Genomic DNA, 16,124 nt, shown 5'->3' on the forward strand with positions numbered 1-16,124 from the left:
GCGAGCTGTTCAGTAACCCCCACCGCCGGTACTGTGCGAGGGCTCCCTGGCTCTTTCTTGTGCGTTGCTCCATTCAGCACAGGTCATGAAGCTTTTGTGGTCAACCTTGCCCCGGTCATCGAAGCTGATGTTGTACGCCTGCTGTTGCCCTGCCTGCTTGAGCTTGTAGTCAAAGCAGGTGCCAGGCACCACGGTGCGTTCGCTTATCGCTGAAGGCTGGCCGCCAATCTGCTCGACCTGATCCTTGCTCATGCCGGTCTCGACTTTGGCGACCAGCGGCTGATCACGATAGACGTGTGACTCACTGCTGCAACCACCCACCGTCGCCAGCACGACGACCAGCACGAATAGAGGCGTGTTCATGGCAACGCTCCCGTCAGTGAGCTTTCGTTCGTCTGATCACCTTTGCCTTGACTTCTTCGGCATACCCCGCCAGTCGTTCTTCATCACCTTGAAACAGTTCGCACAGCTTCTGCGTTGCCTGTGCATCCACATCATTACCGGCCAGGCGTAGCTGCTCTGCTATGCGCAAGAGTTCCACTGCCGACCACCTCAGGTCCGACGCAACGCCTTGCAGGTCACGCCGAAGTTGGTTCTCATCTTCGCTAAGCCACATGATGATCTCCTGCAATACTCCGCTAAGAAAAGCGTAGTCCCATTTGGCCGCGGCGAATGTGTGTTCGTCCGATCCACGGGAAAAGGAAGGGCTTCCATTGGTCGGGAAGTTGAGTGGGTTCGAACCTGCGTGATGTCGTAGTGAAAGAGTGAATTATCGCTAGGGCGAGGCCATATCAAATGACGAATACCGACGATTTCAGATTTCATGCGCATGAGTTGATTGTTGATCTGGACGCTGCAACCACTGAAATGATGAAGCTGATTTCCGCCCATCAATTAAGCGGCCCGGAGTGGGAACGGGTCACTCAATGGCAACATGAAGCGTATGAACGATGGATGACGTATTTGAACAAAAGGTCATACCCCGATCCCGGTGAGAACAACATCAACTCCTGACGTTATTCCGATGGATGTCTGGACCGCTACGCGCTACATTTCCCGTTTTTCGGGATAAGGAAGCGTCATGCGGATGTGGATTGGGGGAATCGCGGTGGCGATGCTGGCAGGTTGTTCGTTGCCGGCATCCCTGGTGCCAGGCGAGCCTAACCTCAGCAAATACAGTAACAAGATACCCAAGGACTATGCCGCCTGCGTTCTACCGCTGTGGCAGCAGCAAATCTCCAAAACGACTCAGAGTCCGATTTCCAATGGTTACCGGATCAAAGCGCCAAGCATTATCACGGCTGACGAGATTCTGGACATTGTGAAATACAAGGACGGCAGTCACATTTCGCTGTACCAGGGACCGCCGTGGGCCAAGTCGGAGGCGATGCGCAAGGCGGTTCGCAGTTGCTTGTAGAAATCGCTCAATGGCGACTTCATTTATCAGTGCCGTATGTCGGAACCGAGGAACACTGACTGATCTGGCACTTTCCAAGAGAAGACTGTCCTTGGAAGTGTGGCGATGAATGACGATTTGAAAAAAGATGCCCTGGATACCTGGTACAAACTCTTGAACGAGCCGCAACTTCGTATGGATTGTGAAGAACAGTACGACGAGTTGCTCAAGGCCGCTGACGAGATGGAGCGTACCGGGCTGATCAACGGTGCGGAATGGCGCGAGTTGGTGCGGCAAGCCGGCACGGCCTTTTCAAAAGCCATAGAAGGCGTGGACGGCGGCACGTAGGTTGTCCATGCCTGTCTTTATGGCAACTCCTCCCAACTGACTTGCATCAACCCTGACGCCTGGGCGTGGGCTCGGAGCGCTTCCTCGTTTAGCTGATCGTGGTTTTCTCCATACGAAAGCCCGATCCCCGAGTGCAGGCAGGCGTAATACCATGCGTCGGCGTCGGTCATGTGTGAGTCGGGTTGAACGAAAATATGACGACTCTTTTTTAGGCTGTAAGTGATTTGAAAATGTCGACGGCGGATCATCCGATTCTCCTGGTGCTGCCACTACGACATTAGTGGCGTAGTGCCAGTTCCCTCGGTTTTCGGACTTTTATCAGCTTCCTCAAAACGCGAAGTTTTTTATCCCGTCATGTTCGGTATTTTGGCAAGTTGACTCCGGAACTCTCAGCCCGCATGCATTGAAGGCACTCATTGTTGAGCTGCAAGCATTCCCGGTCGGCGTCTTCCCTGGTTGCATAGTAAGTGGGTAGTCGCCGCTTTTCTTCATTGTCATAAAGGTTGAATCCGACGGACGCAGTTTTGCAGTAGAAGCGCGATCCGTTGCGCGTCCATCCCGTTTCCGTGGGGATTGCAGGAACAACAGCGAATCTTGGAATCATCTTCACATACTCCTTTTCGAATTCCCCTTAACGTGTAGCGGCTAGTGGCCACTACCGCAAGGATGCGCCTGAAGTATCCGATGAACAGGCCGTCCGCAGAAAAGGGCGGGTAGATGCCGGCTGTGGAGAGCCGTCAGGAGGTTGCATGACGCCGATCCAGGCCAGAAGGATTGGCGGTGTTTATCAGCCGCCTCTCGACCAGGATATTTTGCAGTGCCTGCCGCGCGACGGGCTCTAGCTGGTGCTCTCGCTTCTTGAGCTCAAGGAGTATCGGGCTGGACCAGGTGCGATAGGTTTTTTCAGCTTGAGGAATGGATGTCATCTATCTCTCCTTGATCAGGCGACCGCCAATGAATCAGGCAGTTTGGGTTCGGTAAATACCCTAGTCGAGGAAACGGATTTTCGCCAAGAATTTGCACTGCAATGGTGCGCTTGATTTTCACAGCGAGCGTTGCGCCAGAGCGCTAAAAGTTTTAGCCGTCCATTCCTGATAGGAATGCAGCACATAAAATTAATGAATTTTTATTATTTGAACGTGTGGCGTAGCTTGATTTCAGGACATGGAGAACCACCTTGAAAACATCCTCTCTCAACGCCGCCGAAAAATTTGATACCTCCCGGGCCAATGAGTACGGGCGGCAGAGCCGTATTGCGCTCGCCGGATACGACGCCTGCCAGGACTTGGCGGCCTGCATGCTGGCGGCAAGCCTTGGCCCTGCAGACTCGGCAAACATACTGGTGGTGGGCGCTGGTGGTACGGCGCAGGAAATTATCGCCATGGCCAGGCTTGAACCGGGTTGGCGCTTCACCGCCGTTGATCCATCCGAGCCGATGCTTGAAGCCGCGAAGCAGCAGCTGGACGCCAACAACTTGCTTGAAAGAACGACCCTGCATCTTGGCCATGTTGAAGACCTGGTAGCAGACGAATCATACGACGCAGCCACCCTGATCGGCGTACTGCATCATCTGGAAGGGGAGGACGCCAAGCGACAAATTCTACGATCCATTCGGGCTCATCTAAGGCCGGATGCGCCACTGATTGTCGCTGGCAATCAGTACGCTTATGCCAGTCAGCCGTTACTGTTGGCCGCCTGGGGTCAGCGTTGGCGGCAGCATGGCGCCAGTCCGGACGAGGTGAAAGCCAAGCTTGGGAAAATTCTTCAAGGCGCCGATCCTCCGCACTCCGAAGCAGCGGTTCAAAAGCTGTTGCATGACGCGGGATTTGGCGACGCTACCCGATTCTTCAGCAGTCTTTTCTGGGGGGCATGGTTGACGCGCAAAGTGGCTTGAAGCAGCCGGCCGATGTTTGGCTATCGACCCAGTAGCGGTGCCAGCAGCGCACACATGCCGCGCCAGTGCGAGCCCTCCCAATAAATCCGCTGGCAGGCGTCGCAGCGTACGAAGTGCGAATAGAGGGCGCCAACGCGGGGCGGCACTCGCGCCCGGGCCAGTTCCGGGCTGATCTCGTGCAGCGGCAGATTGCAATGCAGGCACAGGCTGAAGGGCCGCGCGCTTCGCGCCAGGTCGAGGCGCTCGTAGATTTCGCGCAGTTGCAGGGATGGTTTCAGTGCATGTACGTAGCAGCCGTGGCTGATGATGCGCCGCTTGAGCAGATCGCGGTCGCGGGTCAGCACGATGCGTCCTTGCCGGGCAGCGATCTCGGCGATCTGGCCATCCTCGAAGGCGTTGTCGTAGAGGGTGTCGAAGCCGCTCATGCGCAGCAGGCTGGCCAGTCCGCCCAGGTGCGCGTCAGCAACGAAGCGCAGCACCCGTAGCGGTTGCGCGCGAACCTTTAGCAACGGACTGATATCCAGCGCTTCGAACTTGGGATACACCGCCAGCCGGTCACCGTCTATGACCAACCGTTCGAAGCCCACTGACTCGCCGTTGAGCAATACCAGTTCGACCTCCGTGTGCGGTATCCCGAGCGCCTCGATCATGTGTTTGACCGTCGCCCCTTGCGCGCACTCGCAGGTGAATGACTGCCGCCGCCGTTCGGCCGGCAGGAAATCGTTGAGCTCCTCGTAGAAGCGGAAGGTTGCACGGGTCATGCTCAACAGTATGGCAGGGCAGCTGAAAAGCCGCCCCGCCTGCTGCCATTATTGGCTGGAGCGAATGGCCCCGCCATCGATCAGCAAGTTCTGCCCGGTCAGGTAGCTTGCATGACGGCTGCAAACGAAGGCGCACAGCGCTCCGAATTCCTCGGGTGTGCCGAAGCGTTTGGCAGGGATTTCGCTGCGGCATTCGTCGAGGAAAGCCTCACTGTCTTGCCCCATCTCCTGGGCCGCGGCGACCAGGTTGTCACGCAGTCGATCGGTGTCGAAGGAGCCCGGTTGCAGGTTGTTGACCGTCACGTTGCGACTGGCAATGTTCTCTTGTCGGGCCAGCCCCGCGACAAACCCCGTCAGGCCACTGCGCGCGCCATTGGACAGGCCCAGGCTTTCGATAGGGGACTTCACGGCACTCGAGGTGATGTTGATGATTCGGCCAAATCCGCGAGCCGCCATACCGTCCACCGTTGCCTTGATCAACTCGATGGGCGTGAGCATGTTGGCATCCAGCGCCTTGAGCCAGGCGTCGCGGTTCCATTCGCGAAAATCCCCGGAAGGAGGGCCGCCAGCGTTGTTGATCAAGATATCGAAATGCTCATGGGCGTTGAGCGCTGCGGCCCGACCCTCAGGCGTCGAAATGTCTCCGGCGACGGCGATGACCGTCACCTCAGGATTGATCGCTCTGAGCTGGCGGGCTGTTTCATTCAGCGTCTGTTCGCCCCGTGCCGTGATCACCACGTTCACGCCTTCGTGGACGAGTGCCTGTGCGCAAGCTTTACCCAGACCTTTGCTGGCGGCGCACACCAGCGCCCAACGTCCTGCGATTCCAAGGTTCATGCGTGTTTTCCTGAAAGAACGAAGCTCAAAAAAGGGGTTGCCTGATCATGCATGATCCGCTGCGACCGGCGTGTTTGGCGCTCGAACACCGATGCCCATAAAGCGTCGCACGCGTTCTCCTTCGGCATCGCAGCGTATGGTTTCAGGCGCGGCATCGAGTTGAATATTGCCGTTTTCCATGAAAATCACCCGATCGGAAATCGACATCGCAAAATCCATTTCGTGGGTCACGATCACCATGGTCATGCCTTCTTTGGCCAGGTCGCGGATCACGTTGAGCACGTCGTTGACCAGTTCCGGGTCGAGGGCCGAGGTCGGCTCGTCGAACAGCATGATCTGCGGCTCCATGGCCAGGGCCCGAGCAATCGCCACGCGCTGTTGCTGTCCGCCGGAGAGCTGGTGCGGGTACTTGTGGGCATGGGCCAGCAGGCCGACCTTGTCCAGTAGCGCATAAGCACGATGTTCACTGAGTTCGCCCGGCTGACCGTGGTAACGCGGGGCCAGCGTGACGTTGTCGAGAATGGTGCGGTGCGGGAACAGGTTGAAGTTCTGGAACACCATGCCGATGTGGCGCACGCCTTTGCGCAGGCGGGAGCTGTTGGGTTTGTCCGAGGCTTCGATGAATTTTTCGCCGAACAACAGAATGTCACCGGTATCGATGCTTTCCAGGCCGTTGACCGTACGGATCAGCGACGTTTTGCCGGAGCCGGATGGCCCGATGATCGAGACCACTTCGCCGTATTGGACATTCAGGTCGATACCCAGCAGCACTTTGTGCGTGCCATAGCTTTTCTGGATGTTCTTGAGTTGCAGGATGGGCGTCGCGTTGTTGCCGACGGCTTTGGGCGCGTTGTCGGGCAATGCTTCGGCACAGGCCTTGAGCTTGGCGATGGCGGCCGCGTCGAGCGTGTGCGGCTTGCGGAAGTTCAGGTCCAGGTAGCGCTCCAGACGCTGCAGGAAGAAGCCGAACACGGTGACGATCAACACGTAGTACACGCCGACCGCCGCCAGGGTTTCCATGACCAGGAAGTTCGTGGCGTAGAGGCGTTGCCCGACGGTGAGGATTTCGGTCAGGGAGATGACCGAGACCAGCGATGTCAGCTTGACCACCGTGATGTATTCATTGATCAGGGTGGGCAGCGAAATACGGAATGCCTGGGGGATCACGATCAAGCGTTGCATGCCGAGCAGGCCGACGCCCAACGCACGCCCGGCTTCCTTCTGGCCCTTGGCCACGGAAATCAGGCCGCCACGATGGATTTCCGCCATGTACGCCGCTTCGGTGACTACCAGGGCCAGCAAACCGGAGTAGAAGGGATTGGACAGAATCGGTCCGCTACCGGGAAACAATTGCGGCAAGTTGTAGACGAACACCACCAGCACCAGCAACGGGATGCTGCGAAAGAACCAGATGTAGACCGCTGCGGGAATGCGCAGCAACGGCGAATGGGACAGCTTGGCCGTGGCCAGGACAAAACCCAGCAGCATGCCGATGAACCAGGCCAGGGCACTGAGTTGGATGACTGTTATACAGGCATGCCAGAAGTCCGGAAGAGAGAACAGGGAGAGAAAATACGACCAATCGAATTGCATGGGACACCTCGATCTGCCGCCCCGGTGCCGGGGAGGCAGATGACCAATCTATAAGGGCAGATTCTTAGTTGGCAGTCGGTTCTTCCAGGCCATATTTTTTAAGAATAGCGGCGTATTCACCGCTCTTTTTGGTCTCCTCGAAAGCCTTTTGCACGGCCTTGAAGGTTTCGTCGTTACCTTTCTTGACGAAGATGCCCAGGGTTTGCTGATAAATCGGGTGCTCGGTGGTAATCACCACGCGCCCGTTGGTTTTGTCCGCGATCATTTTTGCGGCGCCGGCTATTTCAACCTGGGCCTGAATGTTCTTGGACAACAGGGCCTGGGTCACTTCAGGCGCCGAAGGGTATTCGCTGACGGTGATCGCGCCTTTGTTGTTCGGCACGCAGTAGTCATCGGACAGCTTCCTGAATTCCTTGACCCAGGTAGTGCCCTGTTCCAGGCCCAGTTTCAAGCCGCACAGATCTTCAGGTTTTTTCGCATTGATCTCGCTGCCCTTGGGCACCATGACGGAGGCACCGGTATTGGCATAGGCGATGGTCTGGGCCTGAGTCTGGCGCTCTGGCGTGATGTACATGCCGGAAATGACCGCGTCGTACTTGCCGGAGTTCAAGCCCAGGATCAGGCTCGGGAACTTGGTGTCGACGAACTCCACCTTGGCGTTCATGTGCTTGGCCAATGCCGTTGCCAGCTCAGGGTCCGAACCCACGACGTTCTTGTCCTTGTCATAGGACTCGAAAGGAGGGTAGGTGATTTCCATGCCGACCTTGAACGTGTCTGTCGCGGCCATGCTCACGGAGGCACCGAGCATACCGGCTGCCAATACAGCCAAGCTCAACAGTGTTTTGTTGTTTTTCATTTTTTACTGACTCCGGCGTAGGTAAGGGATGTCGCTGAAAACTTCAATCAGGACGGTTCAGCCTGATTTTTCAAATGTCCGAAACTGGCGGGCTTGCGTGCCTTGCCTGGCAGTTGAACTTCCCCATTGGCCACCCTTTGACGCAGATACTGATAGGTCTGCAGCGCCTGGCCATACATGTGTTCGCCGATCGTGATCTCTTCGTAGTCGTTGCCTGCCTGGGCGAACCCGGGCAGTGGTTTGATCTGGGTGTGATAGTCGCAGGCATAAAACAACGGGAAGGAGTAACGCTCCTCCTTCACGCTGCGTACCCGGTGCGCGGTGGCAACGAATGCGCCTGCCGTCATCACTTCCAGCATGTCGCCGATGTTGACCACAAAGGCATCGGCAATCGGTGGTGCATCGATCCATTGTCCGAGGTTGTTCATCACCTCAAGGCCGGGTTTGTCGGCCAGGAGAATGGTGAAGCACTCGTAATCAGTATGGGCGCCAAGTCCCGGTGCGTCATGGGCTGCACCGTCGAACGGGTAGTGGATCAGGCGCAGCTTGGACGGCGGTCGGGTGACCAGGCTGTCGAAGTAGTTTTCTTCCAGGCCCAGGGTCAGGGCAAAGCCGCTGAACAAGCGTCGGCCCAGGGCAAAGATCGCTTCGTAGTAGGCCTGCACCGCCGCCTTGAAACCTGGCAGCTGTGGCCAGTCGTTGGGCCCCAGCAACGGAGTGTTAGCCAGCACCAGCGGGTCATTGGCCGGGACTTCGAAGCCGACGTCGAAGGCTTCCTTGTGGTCTGGCTTGCCTTTGGAATAGACCTCTTCGCCTTCGGGCACAAAGCCCTTGTGGGTTTGCGAGGTGCCGATGTAGTGCCGCATCTTGGCGTCCAGGGGCTGGTCGAAATAGTCCTTGGCTGCCTGGCGCAGGTCGGCGATCAGTTGCGGGTCGATACCGTGGTCGGTGATATAGAGGAACCCGACTTCGCTGGCGGCGCGCCCCAATTGTTCGGCCACGGCGAGGCGGTGTTCAAGTTCCACGCTGAACAGACCGGCGATGTTGACCACCGGAATGCTATTGAAGTTGGCTTTTTGTGGGTCAGTGCTGGCGCTGTTGTTCTTGTTGTCAGGCATGAGGCATCGACTCCCTAAGGATGGCTTGAGTGGTGGAAACGCTCGAAGTGTTTGCGCTCGGTCTGGCCCATCCACACGTTCAACGACCACAGGTCGGCGACCGGGACATTGGTGAAGGGCAAATGGTGCAGGTAGCCGTCGGCGCCGAATTCCGGGGTCAGGGTGCTGACCTGGTAACCACGGGCTTGCTGTGATCGCCAGATGCTTTCCCAATGCTGTTGATGGAACGCCAGTTCTTTTGCGTATTCGGGCGCCGCCGGGTGCGGCACTTGCGGCCCCTGGTCGTAACCGACCCGAGCCTGAATATGGTGAACCCGCTCGACAAAAGCGCTCAGGTCATCGGCCGGGTCATTCAACAGGCGCTCGCAGGTCACGACCCAATGGCTGATGTCACTGGTGAACAACAGATCGGGCAGTTGCCGGATCAACTCCAGGGTCACCCAAGGGTTGAACAGCGAACGCGAGCGGTGCGTTTCGAAACTGCAGACCTGTCCGTGCTTGCGCGCCAGCTCCAGCGCCTGGCCAAAAAACTCCACTTGCTGTGGCAAGGCCCAGCGGTCGTTGCCCGCCAGCACGTTGACGAAACGCGGGCCGAGTTCGCCAGCCCAGGCGAGTTTCTGATCCAGGTCGTTGAGGTGCACGGAGGGCGTTGCCGACTGGTCCGGCAGCACGTCGTACGCGGTAAAGACAGTGCTGATATAGCCCAGGCGATTGGCCTGGAGAAAGGCGCCAAACTCAGCCCGCTCACGGGCGTCCAGCGGCAGGCGTGCTTCCATGCCATCAAAGCCCGCTTGCAGCAACTCTTCGAGTGCCTGAGCCTTGCTGGCGGTGTAACCCCACAGCGTACGGAAAATTTCCAGCTTCATCGGTGATCCTCAAAAATCCAGGGCCTACTGCAAAAGCACTTCGACGACGCCAAGCCAACAAGCGATCAATGGTCAGCGGGGCAGAGGACTTCAGGTCTGGATCTCTGCGTAAATCTGATCCACTGAGCGACACCGGGCGGGTTCGCTGTGGAGCCGATGTTAGGCACAGGCCGAGCGATGAAAGAATCTGAAAGTTCAAATGAATACTTCAGACTTTCATCAACAAATAGCTAGCTACTTATCTGGCTTGCGAGGAGGGATTTACTGAGCGCGTGTGTGTCTGTGTTGGCTATCAGCGCGAGGTGCCACTGTTACGGCATTATTTTGAAGAGTCCCAAGCGACGGAGGGCCGTTGAGAGTGACCCATCGCGCCGACTGTAGCGGTCATCCACTCACGGCTGTGCGCATGCACGCTGGCTGCAACAGCAGTCGGGAAGTGAGCAATTTACCCGCACCGCCGATTTGACTAGCGCGCAGCAGCGCCTGGATCACACGGTGGCAGGCCAGGGCGCTTCAGGACCTGCTTCGAAATTCGTCATCAGCGATTCTTGAACAAGATGGAAAAATTCAACGCTGCGGCTACACACAGCCACGCCAGGTAAGGAAACAGGATCAAGCCCGTGATCACGTCAAGCTGCAACGCCATCACCACCATTGCCGCGACCACCAGCCAAAGCACTATCAGGATCACCATGCCGGCGAAAATGTGGTGCGCGCCGAAGAACACCGGTGTCCACAGCGTGTTCAGCGCGATCTGCGCGGCCCATAACGCCAGCACCACTTGGCTTTCTGGTATCAGGGTCAACCGATATCCAGCCCAGGCGAGCAACAGATAGATCACAGTCCAGGCGACCGGAAACATCCAGTTGGGTGGTGTGAAGCTCGGTTTGACGAGCGATTCGTACCATGGGCCCGGTTTGAACAGGAAGCCGGTGCTCGCCGCCGCAGCGCAGGCCAGAAGTAAAATAAAAAAGGTCATCGCGTGTCCTTGGCTGATGTCAGCTGTCTGGGGTTACAAAGCAGTATGGGCAGTATTAAGAAGGACGCTTGGGAACGCGAAAAGTTTGGTTGAGGAATGAGACATAGGAGCCGATCAGCGTCGTCCAGTCCGGGTGCTCACATCCACCCACACGGCCAACACCAGTATGCTGCCCTTGACGATCATCTGCCAGTAACTGTCGACGTCGAGCATGGACATGCCGTTGTCCAGGCTGGTGATGACCAGCGCGCCGAGGAGGGCGCCGTAGACAGTGCCGGAGCCGCCGCGCATGGAGGTGCCGCCGATGAAGCAAGCGGCGATGGCGTCGAGTTCTCCCATGCTGCCGGCAGAGGGCGAACCGGCGGCCAGGCGCGCGGTGTTGACCACCCCCGCGAGGGCGCACATGACGCCCATGATCCCGAAAATCCACAGCTTCACGGCCTGCACATTGATACCGGACAGGCGCGTGGCTTCCATGTTGCTGCCTACGGAATAAACGCGTCGGCCGAAGACGGTCTGGCTGGTCACGTAGCTGAACCCGCCCAGCAGAACCAGCAGAAGCAGGACCGGCACAGGGATGCCGTCATAGCTGTTAAGGGTCTGGACGAAGCCGGCCAACACCGCGCCGATCAACAGCACGCGTAATACGTCACGCACCAGCGACTGTGCCGCCAGGCCGTGAAGGGCGCGATTGCGCCGTTGTTTCCAGGTCAGCAATAGTGTCAGTGCAAACAGCAATACGCCCAGACCCGTGCCGAGCGTGTGTGGCAAATAGCCCTGGCCAATGTAGACAAGCTCCGGCGACACCGGGGCGATGGTCGTGCCGCCGGTAATCCCCAGCAAAATGCCCCGGAAAGCCAGCATGCCCCCCAGCCCCACAATGAACGAAGGGATGCGCAGGTAGGCGGCCATGTAGCCGTTGGCGAGGCCAATCAGCAGTCCGCACAAGGCGACCAGGCTCAGGTTCGCCAGCAGCGGTATGTGGTAGATCACGTCGAGAATGGCCGCGACGCCACCGAGCAAGCCCAGCAATGAACCGACTGACAAATCGATCTCGCCGCTGATGATGACCAGCACCATACCGCAGGCGAGAATCCCGGTAATGGACATCTGGCGCAGCAGATTGGAGAGGTTGCGCGGTGTCAGGAATCCACCCTCGGTCTGCCAACTGAAGAACAACCAGATAAACGCCACGGCAAACACCAGCGCGAGCATCTTGTAGCGGGTGAAGAGTTGTTTGACCTGATTCATTTACGCGGATTTCCGATCATTATTATTGTGGCGATCAGGCTGGCTGAGTGCGGCGGCGAGCACCTGTTCCTGAGTGAGTTGCTGGTTGATGAAGTCACCACGCAACTGGCCTTCGCCAATCACCAGTACGCGGTCGGAAACGCCGAGCACTTCGGCCAGCTCCGAAGACACCATGATGATCGACACGCCTTCGGCTGCCAGCGCCCCCATCAACTTGTAGATCTCGTACTTGGCGCCGACATCCACTCCGCGGGTGGGCTCATCGAGAATCAGGACCCTGGGTTTGGTCAGCAGCATCTTCGCCAATACTGCTTTTTGTTGATTGCCGCCGGACAGACTGGTGATCGGCAGGAACGGGCTCGCGGTCTTGAGGTGCAGACGCGAAATTTCTCGATCGATGCTGCCCAGTTCGGCTTCGGCATCGATGCGGGTCAGTTTCGAGTAACTGTCCAGCACAGCCAGGGTGATGTTCTGGCCGACTCCCAGGTCTGGAATGATGCCCTGGCGCTTGCGGTCCTCAGGCACCAGGCACAGCCCGGCACGGATTGACTTGAGCGGCGTGCGGGTGTCGATGAGTTGGCCGTCGAGCCAGACTTCGCCTTCATGACGACCAGGGTAGGCACCGAACAGCGCCGTCACCAGTTCAGTGCGGCCTGCACCGACCAGCCCGGCGATGCCGAGGATTTCCCCGCGTTTGAGCACGAATGAAATATCGTCGACCCGTTTGCGTTTGGGGCTATCGACGTCGTAGCAGGTGATGTGGCGGGCCTCGAAAATCACTTCGCCAATCTCGTGTGGCTCGGTGGGGTAGAGGTTGCTCATTTCCCGTCCGACCATCTGAGTGATGATCTGTGGAATGTCCATGTCCGCCATGGCTGTCGTGGCGATGTGTTTGCCGTCACGGATCACCGAAATGGTGTCGCACACGGCGGCGACTTCATCGAGCTTGTGGGAGATGTAGACGCAGGCAACACCTTTGGCCTTAAGGTCGCGGATGATGTCCAGCAACACCTCGATTTCCGAACGGGTCAGGGCTGATGAAGGCTCGTCCAGGATCAGCAGGCGTGCTTGCTTGTTCAGCGCCTTGGCGATTTCCACCAGTTGCTGATAGCCGCCGCCGAACTGCGAAACCGGCAGCGATACGTTCATGTCCGGCACTTTCAGTTCACGCATCAGGGCTTCGGCACGGTGGATCATCGCCGGGTAATTCATGCGTCCACCGGGCAGCGTCAGTTCATGGCCCATGAATATGTTTTCGGCCACGGACAGGTCGGGAACCAGCGTCAGTTCCTGGTGAATGATGACGATACCGGCGGCTTCCGTTTCGCTGATCGATTGCGCCTTGAGTGGTTGACCGTCCCAGAGGATTTCGCCGTCCCAGGTGCCATGGGGGTACACCGCGGAAAGGATCTTCATCAGCGTGGACTTGCCGGCGCCATTCTCGCCGCACAGCCCGACGCACTCGCCCGACCTGACTTTGATGTCGATGCCATTGAGCGCTTTGACACCGCCGAAGGTTTTGACGATACCGTTCATTTGCAGCAGATAGTCGGACATGTTCAAGACTCACAGGCGGCAGGTATGAGGCTTCTACTGCAGGAGCGAGAGGGCGCCCCTATCGCTCCTGCAGTGGGCCGTTGAGACGTTACGCGCCGTTGATCACTGTCCGGCAATCTGCGCCTTGGTATAAAACCCGTCCTGTTCCAGCAGGTCGATGTTGTCCTTGGTCAATGGAGTCGGAGTGAGCAGGATGGTGTCGACTTTTTTGCTGCCGTTGTCGTACTGCGAGCTGTAGGCGGGTTTCTCGTTACGCGCCAGTTGCACCGAGAGCTTGGCGGCTTCGGAGGCGATGAGTTTCAGCGGTTTGTACACGGTCATGGTTTGAGTGCCAGCGATCACTCGCTTGACCGCTGCGAGGTCCGCGTCCTGCCCCGAAATCGGCACCTTGCCGGCCAGTTGTTGAGCGGCCAGTGCCTGGATGGCGCCGCCTGCCGTGGCGTCGTTGGAGGCGACGATGCCGTCGATTTTGTTGGCGTTGCGGGTCAAGGCGTTTTCAACAATGCTCAGCGCTTCGGTAGGGTTCCATTCCTTCACCCACTGTTGACCGACGATCTTGATATCACCCTTGTCGATGGCCGGTTGCAGCACTTTCATCTGACCTTCGCGCAGGACTTTTGCATTGTTGTCGGTGGGCGCACCGCCGAGCAGAAAGTAATTGCCCTTGGGCGCTGCTTTCAGCACGCCGCTGGCCTGCATCTCGCCGACTTTTTCGTTATCGAAGGAAATGTAGGCGTCGATATCGGCGTTGAGAATCAGACGATCATAGGACACGACCTTGATTCCGGCCTTCTTCGCTTCTGCCACTGCGTTGGTCAGCACTGTAGCGTTGAACGGGACGATGACGATCACATCGACGCCACGGGAAATGAGGTTTTCGATTTGCGAAATCTGCTTTTGCTCATTGGCATCGGCCGACTGTACGAAGACCTTGGCGTCCATTTTCTCTGCTGCCGCAACGAAGTAATCGCGATCACGTGACCAACGCTCCAGCCGCAGATCATCAATGGAGAAACCGATTTTCGGGTGGGCAGCGTCGGCCATCACCGGCAGTGACAGCAGAGCCAGTGCGCCAGCCAATAGCGCGCGTTGTACTTTCTTCATGGTGGTGCGTCCTTTTATTGTTGTTTGAAAGACACTGCCTGACGATGAGTATCGGGCTGGTAGAACTCTAGAGAATCGGCAGACGCTGCGGACACAGATTTGTCGTGCAAATGTCACAGCGTTATTGCGTCTGCGGACTTCGTTGGCGATCAGCGATAGATAAACCGGTTGACGACGTTTTCGAGCATCTCCTGCCTGCCGCTGACGGCCTGTGGATTCAGTTCGTTGGCGAATGCGTGTTCGGCCAATGACTGGAGGTTGAACTCGCCCGCCAGCACCGCCTGCCCAAACGGCTGCTGCCAGCCGGCGTAGCGTTGATCCTTGAACTGCTGAAGCTGATCGTTCTGCACCATGGCGGCTGCCCGCTCCAGGGACAGGGCGAGGACGTCCATTGCGCCAACATGGCCATGGAACAGATCCATCTCATTGAGGCTCTGGCGGCGAACCTTGGAGTCGAAGTTGAATCCGCCATTCTTGAACCCGCCGGCCTTGAGAATTTCATAGGTGGCCAGGGTCATTTCTTCGACGCTGTTAGGGAACTGATCGGTGTCCCAGCCGTTTTGCGGATCACCGCGATTGGCGTCGATGCTGCCGAAAATCCCCAGCGAGACGGCCGTTGCGATCTCGTGATGAAAGCTATGACCGGCCAGGGTCGCGTGATTGGCCTCGATATTGACTTTGATTTCCTTCTCCAGACCAAACTGTTGGAGAAAACCAAATACGGTGGCGCTGTCGTAATCGTATTGGTGCTTGGTCGGCTCCTGCGGTTTGGGTTCGATCAGCAGGTCGCCTTTGAAACCGATCTTGTGCTTGTGCTCGACCACCATGCGCATGAAGCGGCCCAGTTGTTCGCGCTCCTGTTTCAAGTCGGTGTTGAGCAGGGTTTCGTAGCCTTCGCGGCCGCCCCACAATACGTAGTTGGACCCTTTCAGGCGTTGGGTCGCGTTCATGGCGCTGCACACTTGTGCGGCGGCGTAGGCGAACACTTCGGGGTCCGGATTGCTGGCGGCGCCTGCGGCAAAGCGTGGATTGCTGAAACAGTTGGCGGTGCCCCACAGCAGCTTGATCCCGCTTTCTTCCTGGTGTCGCTCCAGGTGATCAATCATTTGCGCGAAGTGGTTGCGGTACTCCTTCAGCGAATTGCCTTCAGGGGCGACATCCGTGTCGTGGAAGCAGTAATAGTCGATACCCAGTTTGGAGAAGAACTCGAACGCGGCTTGCGCCTTGCCGATGGCCAGTTCCATCGGGTCGCCAGTGCGTTGCCACGGGCGCTTGAAAGTACCTGCACCGAACACATCAGAACCCGGCCAGACGAAGGTGTGCCAATAACAGGCGGCCATGCGCAGGTGTTCGCGCATGGGTTTGCCGAGGATGATTTTGTCGGCGTCGTAGTGGCGGAAGGCGAGGGGGGAATCGCTGGCAGGACCTTCATAGCGAATGTGGTCGACATCGGGGAAGTACAGCATTGGCAATGTCCTTTTTGTTTTTGGCGGTGTCTGGATACTAACAACGGCTCTGTGCCTGCTGATTATGAAAATCACCAACACAGGGTGCGATTTTGCGT

Annotated in this window: 19 protein-coding genes; 4 read left to right on the forward strand and 15 right to left on the reverse strand. The window is 57.7% G+C overall.

Translation table 11 applies throughout. The annotated features are described in order from the left end of the window. Positions 1 to 9 precede the first annotated feature (9 nt). Positions 10 to 363, reverse strand: a complete 354-nt coding sequence (gene osmE / locus HNR03_RS30160; RefSeq protein WP_259157854.1) for an osmotically-inducible lipoprotein OsmE — start codon at positions 361 to 363, stop codon at positions 10 to 12. A 13-nt stretch (positions 364 to 376) separates the two neighbouring features. Continuing rightward, a complete protein-coding gene (locus HNR03_RS30165) occupies positions 377 to 616 on the reverse strand; it encodes a hypothetical protein (RefSeq protein ID WP_208667934.1) in 240 nt (79 codons plus the stop codon). 179 nt (positions 617 to 795) lie between these two features. On the opposite strand from HNR03_RS30165, the gene HNR03_RS30170 reads away from it, so the two are divergent. From HNR03_RS30170 to HNR03_RS30180, 3 genes are all read left to right on the forward strand, one after another. Further along, positions 796 to 1,014, forward strand: coding sequence for a hypothetical protein (locus HNR03_RS30170; RefSeq protein WP_208667935.1), 219 nt, complete (start codon positions 796 to 798; stop codon positions 1,012 to 1,014). 67 nt (positions 1,015 to 1,081) lie between these two features. Continuing rightward, positions 1,082 to 1,417, forward strand: coding sequence for a hypothetical protein (locus tag HNR03_RS30175; protein ID WP_222586153.1), 336 nt, complete (start codon positions 1,082 to 1,084; stop codon positions 1,415 to 1,417). Between the two features lie 105 nt (positions 1,418 to 1,522). Then, positions 1,523 to 1,744, forward strand: a complete 222-nt coding sequence (locus HNR03_RS30180) for a hypothetical protein (protein ID WP_259157860.1) — start codon at positions 1,523 to 1,525, stop codon at positions 1,742 to 1,744. A 17-nt stretch (positions 1,745 to 1,761) separates the two neighbouring features. On the opposite strand, the gene HNR03_RS31760 is transcribed toward HNR03_RS30180, so the two are convergent. Then, the gene (locus HNR03_RS31760) at positions 1,762 to 1,992 is read right to left on the reverse strand and encodes a DUF6555 family protein (RefSeq protein ID WP_222586155.1); all 231 of its coding nucleotides are present in this window, start codon (positions 1,990 to 1,992) and stop codon (positions 1,762 to 1,764) included. 489 nt (positions 1,993 to 2,481) lie between these two features. Next, positions 2,482 to 2,670: a hypothetical protein gene (locus tag HNR03_RS30185; RefSeq protein ID WP_259157861.1), complete on the reverse strand. Its 189-nt coding sequence runs from the start codon at positions 2,668 to 2,670 to the stop codon at positions 2,482 to 2,484. Positions 2,671 to 2,921: 251 nt separating this feature from the next. Between HNR03_RS30185 and HNR03_RS30190 the strand changes: the two genes are divergently transcribed. Then, entirely contained in the window at positions 2,922 to 3,638 is a 717-nt protein-coding gene (locus HNR03_RS30190; protein ID WP_259157863.1) for a class I SAM-dependent methyltransferase, read from the forward strand. A 20-nt stretch (positions 3,639 to 3,658) separates the two neighbouring features. Here the strand turns inward: HNR03_RS30190 and HNR03_RS30195 are convergent, their stop codons facing one another. The 11 genes from HNR03_RS30195 to xylA form a co-directional block, all read right to left on the reverse strand. Then, positions 3,659 to 4,399, reverse strand: a complete 741-nt coding sequence (locus tag HNR03_RS30195) for a Mut7-C ubiquitin/RNAse domain-containing protein (RefSeq protein WP_222586162.1) — start codon at positions 4,397 to 4,399, stop codon at positions 3,659 to 3,661. Between the two features lie 48 nt (positions 4,400 to 4,447). Then, on the reverse strand, positions 4,448 to 5,236 hold the full coding sequence (locus HNR03_RS30200; RefSeq protein WP_259157865.1) for an SDR family oxidoreductase: 789 nt from the start codon (positions 5,234 to 5,236) through the stop codon (positions 4,448 to 4,450). 45 nt (positions 5,237 to 5,281) lie between these two features. Beyond that, the gene (locus HNR03_RS30205) at positions 5,282 to 6,829 is read right to left on the reverse strand and encodes an amino acid ABC transporter permease/ATP-binding protein (RefSeq protein WP_222586164.1); all 1,548 of its coding nucleotides are present in this window, start codon (positions 6,827 to 6,829) and stop codon (positions 5,282 to 5,284) included. Positions 6,830 to 6,893: 64 nt separating this feature from the next. After that, positions 6,894 to 7,685 (reverse strand): ABC transporter substrate-binding protein, encoded by a 792-nt coding sequence (locus HNR03_RS30210; protein ID WP_259157868.1) that lies wholly within the window; start codon positions 7,683 to 7,685, stop codon positions 6,894 to 6,896. A 47-nt stretch (positions 7,686 to 7,732) separates the two neighbouring features. Beyond that, positions 7,733 to 8,803, reverse strand: coding sequence for an isopenicillin N synthase family oxygenase (locus HNR03_RS30215; RefSeq protein WP_259157870.1), 1,071 nt, complete (start codon positions 8,801 to 8,803; stop codon positions 7,733 to 7,735). A 14-nt stretch (positions 8,804 to 8,817) separates the two neighbouring features. Then, positions 8,818 to 9,669 (reverse strand): sugar phosphate isomerase/epimerase, encoded by an 852-nt coding sequence (locus tag HNR03_RS30220; protein ID WP_259157872.1) that lies wholly within the window; start codon positions 9,667 to 9,669, stop codon positions 8,818 to 8,820. A gap of 538 nt (positions 9,670 to 10,207) precedes the next feature. After that, positions 10,208 to 10,648 carry a tryptophan-rich sensory protein TspO gene (locus HNR03_RS30225; protein WP_259157876.1) on the reverse strand — a complete coding sequence of 147 codons (441 nt, stop codon included), beginning with the start codon at positions 10,646 to 10,648 and terminating at the stop codon, positions 10,208 to 10,210. A 114-nt stretch (positions 10,649 to 10,762) separates the two neighbouring features. Continuing rightward, the gene (locus HNR03_RS30230) at positions 10,763 to 11,899 is read right to left on the reverse strand and encodes a sugar ABC transporter permease (protein WP_259157879.1); all 1,137 of its coding nucleotides are present in this window, start codon (positions 11,897 to 11,899) and stop codon (positions 10,763 to 10,765) included. Next, a complete protein-coding gene (gene xylG, locus HNR03_RS30235; RefSeq protein ID WP_259157882.1) occupies positions 11,900 to 13,456 on the reverse strand; it encodes a D-xylose ABC transporter ATP-binding protein in 1,557 nt (518 codons plus the stop codon). It lies immediately after the preceding gene. 102 nt (positions 13,457 to 13,558) lie between these two features. Then, the gene (xylF, locus tag HNR03_RS30240; RefSeq protein WP_222586231.1) at positions 13,559 to 14,560 is read right to left on the reverse strand and encodes a D-xylose ABC transporter substrate-binding protein; all 1,002 of its coding nucleotides are present in this window, start codon (positions 14,558 to 14,560) and stop codon (positions 13,559 to 13,561) included. Between the two features lie 149 nt (positions 14,561 to 14,709). Then, entirely contained in the window at positions 14,710 to 16,026 is a 1,317-nt protein-coding gene (gene xylA, locus HNR03_RS30245) for a xylose isomerase (protein WP_259157887.1), read from the reverse strand. Positions 16,027 to 16,124: the final 98 nt, after the last annotated feature.

The sequence above is a fragment of the Pseudomonas sp. JAI111 genome (assembly GCF_024809425.1).
In the GTDB taxonomy this organism is placed as follows: domain Bacteria; phylum Pseudomonadota; class Gammaproteobacteria; order Pseudomonadales; family Pseudomonadaceae; genus Aquipseudomonas.